The 15,070-nt window shown below is 38.3% G+C and carries 13 protein-coding genes; 1 reads left to right on the top strand and 12 read right to left on the bottom strand.

Going from position 1 to position 15,070, the window contains the following annotated elements; all coding sequences use genetic code 11:
* Positions 1-100: 100 nt before the first annotated feature.
* The 12 genes from ACO1XM_RS03995 to ACO1XM_RS03940 all read right to left on the bottom strand — a co-directional run bounded on the left by ACO1XM_RS03995 (position 101) and on the right by ACO1XM_RS03940 (position 13,358).
* Positions 101-2,308 (bottom strand): ATP-binding protein, encoded by a 2,208-nt coding sequence (locus ACO1XM_RS03995; protein ID WP_486226060.1) that lies wholly within the window; start codon positions 2,306-2,308, stop codon positions 101-103.
* Between the two features lie 279 nt (positions 2,309-2,587).
* Entirely contained in the window at positions 2,588-4,255 is a 1,668-nt protein-coding gene (locus ACO1XM_RS03990) for an SMP-30/gluconolactonase/LRE family protein (protein ID WP_486226058.1), read from the bottom strand.
* A 3-nt stretch (positions 4,256-4,258) separates the two neighbouring features.
* Complete coding sequence (locus ACO1XM_RS03985; protein ID WP_486226055.1) at positions 4,259-4,732, bottom strand: GlcG/HbpS family heme-binding protein; 474 nt, start codon at positions 4,730-4,732, stop codon at positions 4,259-4,261.
* Positions 4,733-4,768: 36 nt separating this feature from the next.
* Positions 4,769-5,689 carry a YHS domain-containing (seleno)protein gene (locus ACO1XM_RS03980; protein ID WP_486226053.1) on the bottom strand — a complete coding sequence of 307 codons (921 nt, stop codon included), beginning with the start codon at positions 5,687-5,689 and terminating at the stop codon, positions 4,769-4,771.
* A 70-nt stretch (positions 5,690-5,759) separates the two neighbouring features.
* The gene (locus ACO1XM_RS03975) at positions 5,760-6,374 is read right to left on the bottom strand and encodes a CPBP family intramembrane glutamic endopeptidase (protein WP_486226051.1); all 615 of its coding nucleotides are present in this window, start codon (positions 6,372-6,374) and stop codon (positions 5,760-5,762) included.
* A 374-nt stretch (positions 6,375-6,748) separates the two neighbouring features.
* The gene (locus ACO1XM_RS03970; protein WP_486226049.1) at positions 6,749-7,744 is read right to left on the bottom strand and encodes a VOC family protein; all 996 of its coding nucleotides are present in this window, start codon (positions 7,742-7,744) and stop codon (positions 6,749-6,751) included.
* A 131-nt stretch (positions 7,745-7,875) separates the two neighbouring features.
* Positions 7,876-8,241: a DUF1622 domain-containing protein gene (locus ACO1XM_RS03965; RefSeq protein ID WP_486226047.1), complete on the bottom strand. Its 366-nt coding sequence runs from the start codon at positions 8,239-8,241 to the stop codon at positions 7,876-7,878.
* Entirely contained in the window at positions 8,238-8,738 is a 501-nt protein-coding gene (locus ACO1XM_RS03960) for a hypothetical protein (RefSeq protein ID WP_486226045.1), read from the bottom strand. The genes ACO1XM_RS03965 and ACO1XM_RS03960 overlap by 4 nt, the downstream gene beginning before the upstream one ends.
* Before the next feature lie 30 nt (positions 8,739-8,768).
* Positions 8,769-10,331 carry a GMC oxidoreductase gene (locus ACO1XM_RS03955; RefSeq protein WP_486226043.1) on the bottom strand — a complete coding sequence of 521 codons (1,563 nt, stop codon included), beginning with the start codon at positions 10,329-10,331 and terminating at the stop codon, positions 8,769-8,771.
* A gap of 25 nt (positions 10,332-10,356) precedes the next feature.
* Complete coding sequence (locus ACO1XM_RS03950; RefSeq protein ID WP_486226041.1) at positions 10,357-11,157, bottom strand: MIP/aquaporin family protein; 801 nt, start codon at positions 11,155-11,157, stop codon at positions 10,357-10,359.
* 264 nt (positions 11,158-11,421) lie between these two features.
* Positions 11,422-11,661: a hypothetical protein gene (locus tag ACO1XM_RS03945; RefSeq protein ID WP_486226039.1), complete on the bottom strand. Its 240-nt coding sequence runs from the start codon at positions 11,659-11,661 to the stop codon at positions 11,422-11,424.
* A 293-nt stretch (positions 11,662-11,954) separates the two neighbouring features.
* On the bottom strand, positions 11,955-13,358 hold the full coding sequence (locus ACO1XM_RS03940; protein ID WP_486226037.1) for a hypothetical protein: 1,404 nt from the start codon (positions 13,356-13,358) through the stop codon (positions 11,955-11,957).
* A 310-nt stretch (positions 13,359-13,668) separates the two neighbouring features.
* Between ACO1XM_RS03940 and ACO1XM_RS03935 the strand changes: the two genes are divergently transcribed.
* A complete protein-coding gene (locus ACO1XM_RS03935) occupies positions 13,669-14,883 on the top strand; it encodes a DUF418 domain-containing protein (RefSeq protein WP_486226035.1) in 1,215 nt (404 codons plus the stop codon).
* Positions 14,884-15,070: the final 187 nt, after the last annotated feature.

Genomic DNA, 15,070 nt, shown 5'->3' with positions numbered 1-15,070 from the left:
CACGCATGAAATGATCTTTGCTCAATCAATATGCCGCAATCAGAAGAATAAAAACTGACGTCATATGCCATAACTGGCTCAAAAGAAAAGGTAAAAAAGATTAAGCAACAGACATTACTTGTGACAAGGGGAGCATATTCTGCCTAGGAAGTTTAACAATAAATTCCGTACCCGCGTCAAGATCACTCTCAACGGTTATTTCACCTTTCAATTTTTCAACAAGTGATTTAACAATGGACAAACCTAATCCAGTGGAATGTTCACCACCGGTTGGTCGGGCAGTTAGCCGCTGAAACTTACGGAACATTTTGCGCTGATCATCTGCGCTGATGCCTGGCCCCTGGTCTTGCACGCCAACAAAAACAAAATCGTGCGATTGAGTAGCTCTTATTATTACATTGGTCTGAGGTGGTGAGAACTTGATAGCATTCGAAATCAGATTTTCGAAAATTCGTTTGAAAGAAGAGGGATCAGTAAGCAATTCAATTTTATCATCTACAACAACAAACAATTCTATCATCTTTCGCGCAGCAGATTCCTGCATAGGCGCAATTATTTCATCCTGTAAAAAAGTCTTAAGATGAATGGCCATAAATACAGGTTTTTCTGACTCATAATGAATCGCATTGATGTCTAGAATATCTTTAATCAATCTTAGTCCTTCATCACTAACGGTAATAATTTTATCAATAATGGCAACATCTTCGTGCGGCAACTGGCGCGTACGCAATAAACTTGCAAGACCCTTTGTTCGATTAAGAGGTGCTCTTAAATCATGAGCCACAACCCCCATCAACCCATCCTTTTCCTGGTTAATTTCCTCCAGTCTTTCATTTTGCAATTCAAGGTATTCGTTTTTATATCTTAGTTGTTCTGTCTGAGATGTAATCTCCTCATGTTGCGAAGTGATCTCCTCATTTTGAGCTTGTATTTCTTTATTCTGCTCACTTAATAAATAATTCTTTTTTCGTATCTGAGTACGTGAAGTAAATAATACAAAGATAATTCCTGCACCCAATATCAGTACGACTGATCCGATAGCAATAAGCCAGTTCTGATTCCTGACTTTTTGCTGTTGAATAGCCAAATTCATTTTCAGAACGGTATGCTCCTTCTCCTTTCGTTCAGCCTCAAGTCTATGCTCAATGTCTTCTACATTTATTCTGCTTTTGGCAAGCGATAGGCTGTCGGACAGCGTGGAGTATAATTTAAAAAGCTTGAGCGCTTCGACTAAATTTCCAGTTTTTTCAAGAATAGTAGCCTGTAATTTGGCTATATTCACTTGCAAATCAGGGGACTTTAATTTTTCATTTAACAGGATTGCTCTATCAATTTCCCTCCGGGCATTATCATATTGCTTTATGCCAATATAGCATGATGCCTTTTCTGTATAATAATTTGGCTCAAGCTTGTAATTGAATTGCTTTGACAATACTTCTACACTGTCCAGTTTTTGTATGCATAAGTCACAACGTTTTTGAAGGTGAAGCAACCGGGAGCTTGTCAGAAGCAGCTGAACCATATAATGGGCAGGATTTCCCCCTCTATCACCTTCAATATTCACCATTCTTGCAGCCTGGATAGTTTGCAGTGCCTTATCAGTTAATTTTTGCTCAATATAGCAATCGGCTAAAGCTAACAAGACCTCTCTTAATAATATCGTTCTTTTATTTTTTCTGAAGAGTGCAATTGATTTATTGTAATACTCTTCTGCCCGTACATAGTCACCTTTCAGCTGGTAAATGTATGCGATTAATTCAAATCCTAATCCTGAGTTTCTGTGCCTCCCTTCACCATTTTCATCAAAGGCCTCCGATGCCTCAAAGTAATACTCAAGAGCACTATTTAATTTACCCTGGTATTGATGTAAAATACCAAGATTAATGCAGGTTGTACCATAGGCATTTACATCGCCTAGTTCCTTAAATAGAATTTTACCTTCTAAAAAATAAGGAATGGCCTTATCATAATCTTGTACTTTAAAGCGGTAATAATAGCCTAACCCATTTAGTGCAGATGCTTTGCCCCTTACATAACGAATCGAATCAGCAAGGGAAAAAGCCTTTTCGGCAAGCATAAGAAAAAAGGAACCAGTGTCTCTATTATATACTAACTCAGATGCTCTAACGTAAGCATTAACCCGTAGGGTATCATGCTGGTTCATGTCACCGGCAAGAAGCAACAGACTGTCTAACTTTGTACTTTTTTGCGCCAGAACTATTGTGTTTCCTGCAAAAAAAAATAATACCAAAGCCAGAACTCCATACATATGGTGCATTACTTTTCTAACCATAATGGCTCCTAACAAGGATTAATTTTTAAGCAAATTACTTATTAATAAACAATGTTAGCATTCAAATTTTAGGAATCTGCAGCCAAATTACTGACAGGGATAAGACAAAAGCAGAATAATGCCTAATTATTAGATACAAATAGTGTAAGCTGCCTTACAAAAGATCACAGAAAAGCATCAACATAAAAATTATCACTACCCAGATATTAAAAAGTTAAGGTTAATATTTACCTTAACTTCTTAAAATCTGGCCATTAGTGAAAAAATTCTTCCATGAGACTGCCAGAAAATAGCCTACTTACCGGCTGTAGTCCCTTTACTCAACAATCTGATTTTATAAATTCCTGCGCTTGCAGCAATAAATAATGTATGTCTGTCTTCGCCCCAGGCCATGTTTGCCGCATGCTCTGGAGTTTTGATCCTCCCCAGGTATTTACCTTCAGGCGAAATAATCCAGATTCCGTCTGGCCCGGAACAAAATACATTGCCGTTTATATCAACCTTCAATCCATCCAACGCATCCTCTCCATCTGTTTTATTCATATCAAAGAATACTATGCCCTTACTTAGAGTTCCATCCTTTGCAACATCGTATCGCATAATCACTTTTGTATTATGAATATCATTAATATCCCAATTGCTTACATACAAATACTTTTCATCAGGAGAAAAGGCAATCCCGTTTGGACCTTTCAAATCGGTAGTCAATAGTACAGTTTGTCCATTAACGACTGCATACACACCGCTATGCTGAGTTTCTTTTCTTGGATCATTAAAAGCTTTTGGTAGTCCGTAGGGTGGATCGGTAAAAAATAACATGCCATCAGAACGTAAGACTAAATCGTTAGGGCTGTTCAATTTCTTTCCTTGAAAATTATCCGCCAGAACTGTAACAGGTCCTTTCTTCTCAATACGAATTACTCTTCGCTCGCCATGTTGGCAAATCAATAATCTACCTTCTTTATCAAAGGTTAACCCATTCGATCCCGGCTGATGATACTCCCCTATATCTACCCCTGCATAGCCACTTTTTGTCCTGTATACTTCCACGTTTCCGCTCTCAGGCTTGTAGGCATAAATTACATTTGTATTTGGGTCAGAGAAAACAAGATAACCATCCGGGTGCCAAGCAGGACCTTCGGTAAATTGAAACCCTGTAGCCAATTTTTCAATTTTGGTACCAGGGGCTATAATCTTATCTAAGGCTGGATCAATTCTCACAATCTCACCAACATCTTTCCATGTTTGATTTTTGAGAGGGAACTCCCTGTAGAAGTCGATTGTAGCAGAGCGAATCCATATATAATTTTCTGGTAAGTCGGCTACGGGGGCGTTTATTCCCAACACCGCCAATTGAAATTGCTGTCCAGGTTTAACATTTTGACCAATGATTATCCTGTTTCGCGCATTCCAACCCTTCACTACACCCCCGCCCGACTGACCTGTTGATTTATTTAGCTTCCCATCAATAAAAATTTCCGAGTAATCATCCATTACAATTTCAAAAACGGCTGTTGAACCCGCTGTTGAAAAATCACCTAACTTTTCAGGAATAGTAATGTTAATTCTGTACCAGTTAAAAGACAATAGCCCGGTCCCCCTTCTTATTTCTAACGAGGTAGGATCAAGTTTCTCCCATTTGTTATCATCGAAATCTTTTGCGCCAGCTTTCGGTGTGATATCGTGTGTTTTAATGTTTTTACCTGTGGGATATAGCGCAAGTTTATCGTCCTTAAATGCGCCAGGTGCCTTAAAATCCTTTTCAACAATCTGGGCATCCGAGTAACGCCACTCGCCATTCACAAGTGCTACACCCGCTTTGGTTTTAAGATCGACTATTGCAACAGGTTTATCGAGTGCTAATTCAACAGACTCCTGCCCCGCAACATAAAAAGAAATGAGAAAGAAGCCCGCTACGCCTAAGCGGGACTTCCCGACTATTGCATGAAACAACCCTTTCATACCTTAATCAATTTTTGTTTTAGAACCAGCAAGAGCAATTTCTACATCTTGAGCAGAGCTTGAAGCACCACTCACACCAATAGCTCCCACAATTTGTCCTTGATAGATAATAGGAACGCCACCTTCCAGCATTACATAGCCTACCGTTACAAGTGGTGTTCGTCCACCCTTTATAGCATTTTCCATGTTTTGTGTAGGCTGCTCAAACATAACTGCAGTATGTGCCTTTTCATAAGCGACCATGCCTGATCCTGCAAATGTTGTCTCAGGACGGTCTAGGTATAGTAAATGACCTCCGCGGTCCACTATAGCAATAGCGGGACCTCCATGAGGTGCATTAATAGAGGCTGCATACTTTCTTGCCTCCGCTACAATTTTCTTTGCCGCCTCAAGTGTTAACGACTGGCGTGTACCAAGCTGCGCATAGCATGCTGTTGCACTTAGTAATAACAGAATAGCAAATGTTAATTTTGTCATATTGATAGAATTTGAGTGTAGATGAATAGAAATAATTTACTTTGCAGGCTTATCAAATTTTACCTTATGCCCGGCTTTTTTCTGTTCGACACTAGGCCATTTATTGTCAGCTTTAATAATATTGTCTTTTACGTTTTTATAAAAAAGATCATACGCTTCTTTAGTATGTTGTAGCATCAACCGACCTTCCTCTATAGAAAATATTTCAGGGTTAACAGGACGTATCTTCCCTAGGCTCATAGCATACGCACAGAAACCGCCATATTGCGGCAAATATTTTTTAGGTGTCTCACGAAACAGCTCCTGGTTTTCTTTTGACGAAAAATAGTATTTAGCACCATGAAACCACTCGGTGAATTTTGCCTCACCTTTTACAGCCTTATTTTCTGTATGATAAGCAACCACATCATATCCCTGATTCGCTAATCCTGTTTCGTCAAGATTAATATAGAAATGTTCGGCTCCCTTTATAGGTATTTGCTTGCCACCGTTTTTCTCTACCACTGGCCAATATTTAAAAGCATCAACTAATAGTCCGTTGGGATTTTTATTCCACAGATCTGATGCTTTTTGGTTGTGCTGGCAGATTAACCGCTTTACGCCTTTATCGTCTTCCTGTACTATACAGAAGTTAGGATTAATGGGTGATACATGTCCTTGCGATACGGCATATGCACAAAATCCTCCAAATTGTACTTCATATCTTTCTGGATCAGCATCAAATAATTTCTTATTATCAGCAGAGATAAAGTTATAAATGGAACCCTGATAGGTTGATTGATACTGTGAAGTACCTTTAACTGGTTTGTTTTCTGTGAAATAAGCGACAGGATCATACCCATCAATAACCACCCCTTTATCATCAAGATTAAGTAGTTTTTTTTGGGCTACTACCTGATTTGTTGTTAGCGCACAAACCATTAATATACCCATTAGTTTTACTGTACTAAATTGCATTTTTCTTTTTATTATACTTCAAAGAAAAAGAACAATGCCAATAGTGTTTGTCGTGAAAATTGCAAGCACATTATAAATACTGAATCAATGATAGAATGGAGAGGGCATTAAGAAGGCAGTGCCATATCATGCCGATGTATAGATTTTGTTCTTTTTTTATTACATAAGCAACTGGAAGAAAAATAAGAAATCTCGATAACAATCCGTATGGCTGCAGAAAATGCTGAAGAGAGAACAAGAAGCTATGCAGCGGAACCCCCCAACTACTCATTCGCTCCATCTGCTTTAATAAATAACCTCGAAAGTATAGTTCTTCAACAACAGGATTGATTATCGACACAATCAATAGTTGGCCAACAATAACAAGTAACACCAGCCCTTTAGAAAACCCTGATAGTTGTGCAACATTAAACCATGTAGGCACTATGGAATAAAACCACTTGGCGAATGCACCCTCAAAGACTGAGGCAATTCCTACTGCCAAAATTATTGCTATGAGTAACAACATTACTACATATAGTAGGTATTTAAATAACGGAATTCTGCTCTGATAGCCGAGTATCTCATTAACTGATTTTCCCTGACTAACAGCTACTCTATACAAAAAAAATAATTGAAAGGAACTCACGACAAGCGATGAGAGAAATACGGCAAAATACACTGGCAAACTGTAGATGACGGCCATAGGAGCAAGTATACAAAAGAGCAAGAACAACATTGCTCCGGGCCACATATGCAATAATAGTAGTTTGGTCGATGGTTTTTGGATTATTTTCATAATTCTAAGAACTACTTATTTAGAAATCGGTTTGTCGGAAAAATTGCTTACACGTCCCCATTTACGCTACTCAGTCTGGCATCTTCATTATTTATATTTGAAAAGTCGTCTCAAATACCATCATTAAAAGCGATCGCTAAACCAGAAACTTGAATAGTAATCACCTAGCGATTTCCTAGACTGAATCCGCAAATGGGTGATTACAGCTTATGAAAGTGTATCAATGGCACTAAATAATTTTTATAAATAGTTGCCTTCAGATCACGCAATCTTTTAAATAACTATTTTTCAAAAATTCCAACAGGGTGTCCATCGGGATCCCGTACGTAAAACCCTCTTTTATATAAATAATTTTTTGAAGGAATCGAGATAATACCTGTTGATATAAAGGGGACCTTCTGTTTGATTAGCTTATTATACAATGCATCAAGATCTACAGTAGTCATAATCGTTTCAATATGAATCAGATCATCAACACGTGTTCCAGATGGATACTTTCTTCCATTTTCCGGATAAAAATACTCAAGAAATTCTACTCCCATGCCTTCCCCTGCGCTATTACCTGAGATATGCAATTTTGCTCCCTCTACATTATTCAGGTGTTCCTGTTCTGTACCAAAGTTAAGGCTCTCTCCCATGTACTTAACTCCCAGTAGCTCACCATAAAATTTTTTACTTTTTTCAGTTGCTGTTACTGCAATTGCTGTATGGTCGATCCCCAGAAAAATCTTATTCCCGGGGTTCTGCCACTTTGGATTTCCTTTTCCTGGCGGAAAATAAATCAACTCAAGGTTGTGACCCGCTGGGTCGCGAAAATAAAAAGCTTTTATACCTTCTGCTGCGGGAATTGTTTTTGGTAAAGTTTGAGGCGATGTTGAAACATGTTGCACATTATGCTTTCTTAAGTATGCGTACGCTGAGTCCATGTCACTAACAACAATGGCAATATGCTGGAACCATTGATCATTACTTTTTGCATCTTCCGGTATCGATCGTCCTCCAGGCGTAAGGTAATCGGTGAGTTCTACCTCTTCATCACCAAGACGCAAACGCACCTTCTTATAACGAATGCCAAACAGTCCTTTAAGTCGTTCATATTCTGATCCATGAACTTCCACCTCAGAAATTTTTTCAAAAGGCAGAACTTTAGTAAAGAAATTTAAAGCTCGATCCATATCGGCTACAGTTATACCTACTGCATCTACACGCTGTACATGTTGAGAAAATGTTGCAGCGCTTATAGTAAGGAGTATGATGAGTATCGTTATTTTTTTCATAAATTTTGAGTCAATATTCAATGATTAAGATCTTTAAACTATTTTAAGCTACCTACAGTGCTGAGTTAATGTAAATTTAGTACCTGAACAATTTGCCAATTGTTGATTCTTATACTACAGCATAGCAAATGTCACTTAACACTTGCCATCGTTTCTGTATGCTGAGACGAATGCTTCAATTCTCTTTCCAGAAAATAATTTAGTAAAGTCCGGAGAGCAGCAATCGCTGCAAGTTTCCCTATTTCATCCCAGGTAGGTGCAACCGCAGTGCGTAAAATGTCGGCAGCTAGTAGAAATTCAAGTGACAATGCTAACGATTTTCCCAATGTCAACCGGATCATTAATTTATCTAGGACAGATTTTGCAGATAGTGCAGTCCGGCCATATAAAATCAAGGCCCTAATCACTGCATGTGCAATAATTAAGGCTGAAATTCCCTCTATAACGCTAGCCAGTGAAAGCGTGAGTGTTTTAACAAGATCTTCCAATTCAATCATAGTCCAATTAATACCCCAAGGGTCAAATCGTATTTCTGTAAATGCGTGACGTATTTTGATTCAAAAAACAACTTTACAACTTTCGTATCTAACTCCAAACCCACCCCAGAATTGAAGGCAGTTACCCAACGCTTGTCAGGGTCCTCTCCTCTGGGGTGAACTGTTATCTTAGAATAATTTATTCCTACTAAAGGATATGCAGCAATCTTCTCTCCTACTTCAAAAAGGTAAGTTCCATTAAAGTTGTACTCTATCTCTTTGTGAATTGTTTTCTTTCCATTCTCAATTCTCTCATCACTCAAAATAGCTGAGAAGTCTGGTCCAATATGAAGGTTGCCGATAATCCTGTACGTAACATTCAGATTAACACCGGGATTTCCCAGATAGCTGCAATAGGTTATGCCTGTACCGACCAGCCAACGGCTATCTTGGGCAGTAGCCTTGCTAGAGTAAAAGCAAAGCAAAATTATTGGTAAGTAGTATCTTGTGAATGTCACATCAATGCATTAGTTCATTACTGCTTTACATTACTTTAGGCGATTTATCAAATGATCGCCAACTCTTAAGGCATTTGCCATAATGGTAAGCGATGGGTTGTACGCTCCAGACGAAACAAAGAAACTGGCATCCACTACGTATAGATTATCCAGGTCGTGAGCCTTGCAATTCACATCCAGTACTGAAGTTTTTGGGTCCCTACCAAATTTAAGAGTACCCATCTGATGTGATACTCCCGAAATACCTAAATCATAACCAACTCTTACTGCGTCACGATAAAGCGAATCTTTCTCGGCAAGTTTATCCAGTATATCATAGAGCTTCTTCTTTAAACGAGTGTAAGCTTCCCTGTTATTAACAGTATAACTGGTTTTGATGGAACCATCGTTTCGCAAGGTTACTCTGTTTTCGTAAGCGGGTAAATCCTCCGAAGTAATCCAGAAATCTATTGAGTGACCCGAAAGCTCTTCAAACGATTTTGTTGGAAAATGCTCTTTAGCTAAATCCAGAAGTGTATCTGGATCACTTTTTCCCATAAGCTGTATTGTTCCTAATGGAAATTCTGAATCCTCTGCTCGATTGTAAAAATCTGACAACGAAAACGATTTTTGAAATTGTGAAGTGTTCGGCTTTTTAGAAATGTTAATGACACATCCGTTTTGATGAAGCATGTAATTTCTTCCTACCAACCCTGAACTGTTCGCCAGGCCTATATCATGTTGCCTTCCTTCTGAACGCAATAAGATGGCCGCAGAATTAACTGCACCAGCAGCCAGTACAACAAGATCGGCCTGAAATGAAATTTTCTCATTCTTATATTTTACCTCTACAAAAGCAACTTGTTTACCTGATTTGTCAGTCACTAATCTATCAACATATGAATGAGTGAGCAGTGTTACGTTGGGCAGTTTTAAGGCCTCTTTTATAGAAATTACCTGTGCATCTGCTTTTGCTTCCGTTAAATCAGGAAACCCATCAAAATTGCTCAGTTTCACTGGAGAAGCACCATCCTTACCATTCTCATCTAACCGAGCACCAATTGGTAATGGAAAAGGCCTGTAACCCAAGGACTGTATAGAATCATACAACTCCTGCATACTTGGTTCATGCATAAGCGGTGGTAATGGATACTCGATAGATGCTTTCGGCTCTGTAGGATCAACACCCCGCTTACCGTGTGCACTGTAAAGCTTTTCAGCAATTGTGTAGTACGGTTCAAAATCTTCATATCGAACAGGCCATGCTGGTGATATACCACCGTAGTGTTTTGTCTCCATAAAATCACTTTCGCGAAGTCGAAATAAGGCGGCTCCATATACTTTAGTATTACCGCCTACAGCATAATGTGTATATGGGCTAAAAGGCTGATCGTCCTTATCATACCACTTCTCGGTGGTGCGATAGCGGCCCACAGTAAATACTTCTTTTGCATCCCAGTTTTCTCTCTCTTTAGGTATATAATCACCGCGTTCCAGGATCAATATTTTTTTTCCAGATTGCGCAAGTTTGTAAGCAAGAGTACCTCCACCTGCCCCTGATCCAATAATGATAATGTCGTATTTAGTATTCATGCTTTCGAGTTGTTCATCCATTACTTAGTGATAGTAGTATTTATAATTATTGCTGAGTATTACTCCCACTTTGGTGTTTGCAATACCCACAGCGAAAAATGCAACGATAAGAATGTGCATGGTGAAATTTTGCACAAATAACTTTGCCATTGAAAACTCCATAAAGTGAGGCTGCAGAAAACATTCCCATAAAGGGGGCAACAATGTAAATCCAAAGAGATGGAAACTGATTGGCTGGTATGGCTGATGCAAGTGTACGTGCAGGGTTCATTCCAAATCCTGAAACGGGACCCGATACAATTACATATATCATTACGAGCAAGCCTGCCAACACACTTGTATACTTTGCGAGGCGTGCATGATTTGTGGTGATAAGCACCATCATCATCATTACAAAAGCAATAACAACTTCAGTGACAAACGCTAAAGCCTTACCCATAGCTGGTGCTGTGATGACGTAGTTAACGGGCATATTTCTAAAAGAATCACCTAGCAACCATGCCATCATATATACAGTTGCTACACCTCCTAAGCACTGGAAGAGACTATAGTAAATGGCATCATATTTTTTAATTTTTCCGAGTCCGTAAAATGTAATCGTAACTGCAGGATTCATGTGTGCTCCTGAAAGTTTACCCATGGGCGAATAAAAAATGCAGGTTGCTGTAGTACCCATTGCCAATCCCATCAGGCATAACCTAATAAAATCATCTGGCAACATTTTATGAATAACAGATGTAGGTGATTCCAGAATTGTTGCAAAAAAAGAGGCCGAGATCATAAACAGACCCAGGCACACTGCTTCCATTGAATATATCTTCCAGTTTTGTTTTAATGCGCGAATCATGGTTTATCAATACACAAGTTTCGCTCATTTATAAGATTTCGATTGTCAAATAGCTTGCAAGTATTACAAGATTATAATATTATGTACTGCTAAACTAAGTTTTAATCTATCATACGTACTAATTTACTTACTGAGTCAGAAGCACTGTTACTAGAAAAGCGTGGTTGTTATGTCTGACAAATTATCTATAAAGCAAAAAGTGGTAGAGCCAGAATAATTTGGCCACTACCACTTTTTTAAACAGATTAATGCCCTTCCCTGAAATTAGAGTCTTGGCGCAACACCCACTACTTGCATACTAACAGGATCTACATGAACACGAAAAGGGCCTAGCAGCGAATCATTAATAGTTCTGAATGTTACTACGATGGTCGCTATCTCCCCCCAACTTGACTCATCCAATTGGGCTTCTTCATAGGAATGTGTAACACTAGATGTCCAGCTTTTATCTTCAAGATATTGCCAGGCAACAAGTCTTAAATCCATTTTTTGTGACTCGGTCATTCCAGTTAACTTCAAACTAGTTACACTGGGTTGATCCTCAGATTTGAGTCCATTTTCTGAGCAGGATACGAATCCAACCTGAATCGCAACGGCTAATACTAGCACAATACATTTCTTAAGCATCTGGTTTACAATTTAAGGTTACTATGTTTTTTAGACATACTCACACTGATTGAGGTTGGAATGCACCTTTGATAAAATAAAACCATTTGTCACATAAATGACAAAACCTCTGATCTGGCGACTGGCCTAAACTAGTCAAGTTCAAATTATATCAGCTTTCAGATTCTTCATTACTTAAATGTTGTCACTAATTCTCCCCTGTTACCTGTAGATAAATAGAAAGGCCAGCCTTTGTAAACAGAAAAGCCTTCTCTAATTGTTACTTCTTCTTTTAGCTCAGCGCGTGCAGAGAAATAATCGTAAAAGGACATCTCATAATCACTTAAAGGCGTTTGTGTAACGATGATAGTCGCAATTTCAAATTTTTTTTGAGAATTTGCACTTGATGGCTCACGCACACCCATTTCATTCGTGATTTTATCTATTGAAAGTATCTCGATTGGTCCTGTTAATACAGCATTAGTTTGACTTACTTGATTCTGATTTTCAAATACTATGTGTGGAACCACTTCTTCAGCTGGAAGGAGTCCCATTAAGTAAAGATCTAAATCATTAAATGATGCAGGATTTGCTCTCGGCTTTAGCAACCATGAGTTTTCACCTTGTGACTCCAAATCAAAAGGGAAGCTTAATCCTTGTCCGCCACCCGGTGAGTAACCCATGATACTGTTTGCCAAATCGGAAAGAGGCCAATGAGGTCTGGCACTTCTCAAAGACGGAATGTCTAAGAAACTAACCCAGTAGTGTCCAAGTTCATGCTGATAACCGACACTTGCGCCATCAAAAAAGCGAGCATTCGGAAATACATTGATACCAAGTAGTCGTCCGGACGAGCCATACTCATCCGTAACGTCATATTGACGCTTTCCTATGCCGTCAATGTTAAGTTTCACATCAATATGATGCCTGTTTAAATTGTACCCAGGATAAATAATGACAATAAAATCATATTCATCTTCAAATACAGAATAGAATGTTTTAATGTAATCTGTAAGGTTATCGGGGCTTATTCTATCCGACACAAGGTTAACAAGGTGCGGAGTTTGTTGAATTGAGTTTGAAATTTTAATCGGGGAAAGTAAAGGAATGTCTGAGGAACTTACTTCAGCAAAAATACTCAGGTATCCCTGTGCAAGCTGTATACGTCCGACATAAGGTCTGAAAATATCATTGGGTTGAACCATTCCCAAAATCTTCTTTGCATTAAGAAAAACAGAAAATATTTTGTCCCCAGCTCTCTTATCTCCATTAGCACCGTTATCATTCAGTTCAATTGTTTCCTGCCACGCTGTTTGTAATATTAAGTTTGTTGTATTCATACTATTAATCTCAAGAAGAACATCACCTGAATATCCTACAGGAATCACACGAGGTGTAAGATTGGTGAAGTTATAATTAATATCATGCCCTCCTCCCGCGATAACAAGTGGCTCAGGGTCTGATTTACACGATACTGTTACAACAGTGATTGATAGTAAAAAGATACGCCTCAAAATTCCAGAAAAGATTATCATATAATTGTAATTTATTGGTGCTTTGCAATATGACTTTTTGTTAATTGTTAACTTACTCATGATTAAAATATACCTGCGAAATTTATCTTCTGGCTAATCAGTTGCCTTCAATTCCAACACCTATTCTAACTGTCCGACAATCAATAGAATTCTTCAGTGTTTTCACCTTTAATACCTGATAAGTTACATAAGATTATAAACCAAAATAGTATTTGACTAATTCTTGTCAGACACATGACAATTCTAATTCTCGTCTGGTCGTGGTGAATTAATAGTGGTCTATATTTTTCTAAAATTCTTGTGTTATTGTCCTTTTAGTGACTTCATTACGAAGAAACAGACACTAATTAGCTAGATAAATTTTGCAAGTATGAAGTCTTTAAATGCAGAGACCGAACGTTTAGCTATTGTAGACAGTATTCGAGCTTTTGCACTGTTTGGTGTTTTGTTGGTAAATATGTGCTATTCAAGTGGCCTTGAATTTATGACATCTGAAGAACGCTCTGTGCTGCCGACTGCAAGCATTGATTATTATCTCCATTTTTTTGTGCGTTTCTTCTTTGTAAGCAAGTCGATCACAATTTTTTCAATGCTTTTTGGTTTTGGAATGGTTCACCAGTTGAGTGCTTTGGAGCTTAACGGAGTTAGGCGCATTTTTTATCTCAGGCGCTTGGTAATTCTCGCAGCACTAGGTTTACTTAACATGAGCGTACTACTTTGGTTTGGAGACATCTTATTCCGGTATGCACTCGTAGGCACTGTTGTTTTTTTTCTGTTACTAATCAGCCCCAAAACTATTATAGCTAAGATCATTTTGATCTATTCACTATTCATTACTGTGGCAATACTTCTAGCCCAAACTATCTTGGTTCCATCTGACTTTGGTGAAATGGCGGAAAAAACAATAACTGCGTTTACGTCAAAAACATACATTGAAATGGTTAAGACGAGTACTCAATTTCAATTAAACAACTTCATTCTTGATTGGTCAGGTTTACGTGGACTACTGTGGATAACGGGGATTATGCTGGTTGGTGCATCTCTTTATTATTCCAATGTATTCACACATCAGAATAAACTAAAGGAAAAATATTTTCTGTGGGGAGGCCTCGGAATAGGAATCTGGGGAAACTTGCTATTCTGTTTTCAGCATTTAGTGTTATCACCACAAATACTAAACTTACTAAGTTATCAACTCATAGCTATTACTTCCATTACAGCTGGTTTTATCGGCATGGCCTTATTTTATTGCATGCTGCTGACTCGTCTATTCAGAAATAATACCTGGAAAAATAGATTGACGATCTTACAGCCAATGGGAAAAATGGCACTCACCAACTACCTTATACAGAGTGCTGCGCTCCTCATCCTGTTCACTTCCATTGGTTTTGGGTTAGCAGAAAAAACAGGCATAAGTGTTTTGTTCCTGTTATCAGTGTTGATTTATATACTTCAAATCATTTTTTGTCGATGGTGGATGAGGAAATTCTTGTACGGCCCTGTGGAGTGGCTATGGAGGTCATTACTATATGGGGAAATGCAAATCATGTGTAGGCAAAATGTAAACTTTAATGAAGTCAAATAAATTTTTTCATATGTTAGTTATCCGATTACTCAGAAAATTTTCATGCTCCCTATTTTTTCAACTCTTAAGCAGAATTAAGCACTAAATCGTTAGGATGAAATTACATTTCGGTGCCACAGGAAAACAAGTGTTCCAAAAGTCTGATATCCGACAATTCATATCACTACAAATCCAGAGATTGATTTAA

Source organism: Chryseotalea sp. (assembly GCF_057350905.1).
This window is presented reverse-complemented; position numbering and strand designations above follow the sequence as displayed.

What these genes read in the sequence shown, in the direction of transcription:
- ACO1XM_RS03990 (WP_486226058.1), bottom strand. Translation starts at nt 4,255, where the DNA reads ATGAAAGGGTTGTTTCATGCAATAGTCGGGAAGTCCCGCTTAGGCGTA.
- ACO1XM_RS03985 (WP_486226055.1), bottom strand. Translation starts at nt 4,732, where the DNA reads ATGACAAAATTAACATTTGCTATTCTGTTATTACTAAGTGCAACAGCA.
- ACO1XM_RS03980 (WP_486226053.1), bottom strand. Translation starts at nt 5,689, where the DNA reads ATGCAATTTAGTACAGTAAAACTAATGGGTATATTAATGGTTTGTGCG.
- ACO1XM_RS03975 (WP_486226051.1), bottom strand. Translation starts at nt 6,374, where the DNA reads ATGGCCGTCATCTACAGTTTGCCAGTGTATTTTGCCGTATTTCTCTCA.
- ACO1XM_RS03970 (WP_486226049.1), bottom strand. Translation starts at nt 7,744, where the DNA reads ATGAAAAAAATAACGATACTCATCATACTCCTTACTATAAGCGCTGCA.
- ACO1XM_RS03965 (WP_486226047.1), bottom strand. Translation starts at nt 8,241, where the DNA reads ATGATTGAATTGGAAGATCTTGTTAAAACACTCACGCTTTCACTGGCT.
- ACO1XM_RS03955 (WP_486226043.1), bottom strand. Translation starts at nt 10,331, where the DNA reads ATGGATGAACAACTCGAAAGCATGAATACTAAATACGACATTATCATT.
- ACO1XM_RS03950 (WP_486226041.1), bottom strand. Translation starts at nt 11,157, where the DNA reads ATGATTCGCGCATTAAAACAAAACTGGAAGATATATTCAATGGAAGCA.
- ACO1XM_RS03945 (WP_486226039.1), bottom strand. Translation starts at nt 11,661, where the DNA reads ATGACCGAGTCACAAAAAATGGATTTAAGACTTGTTGCCTGGCAATAT.
- ACO1XM_RS03940 (WP_486226037.1), bottom strand. Translation starts at nt 13,358, where the DNA reads ATGAGTAAGTTAACAATTAACAAAAAGTCATATTGCAAAGCACCAATA.
- ACO1XM_RS03935 (WP_486226035.1), top strand. Translation starts at nt 13,669, where the DNA reads ATGAAGTCTTTAAATGCAGAGACCGAACGTTTAGCTATTGTAGACAGT.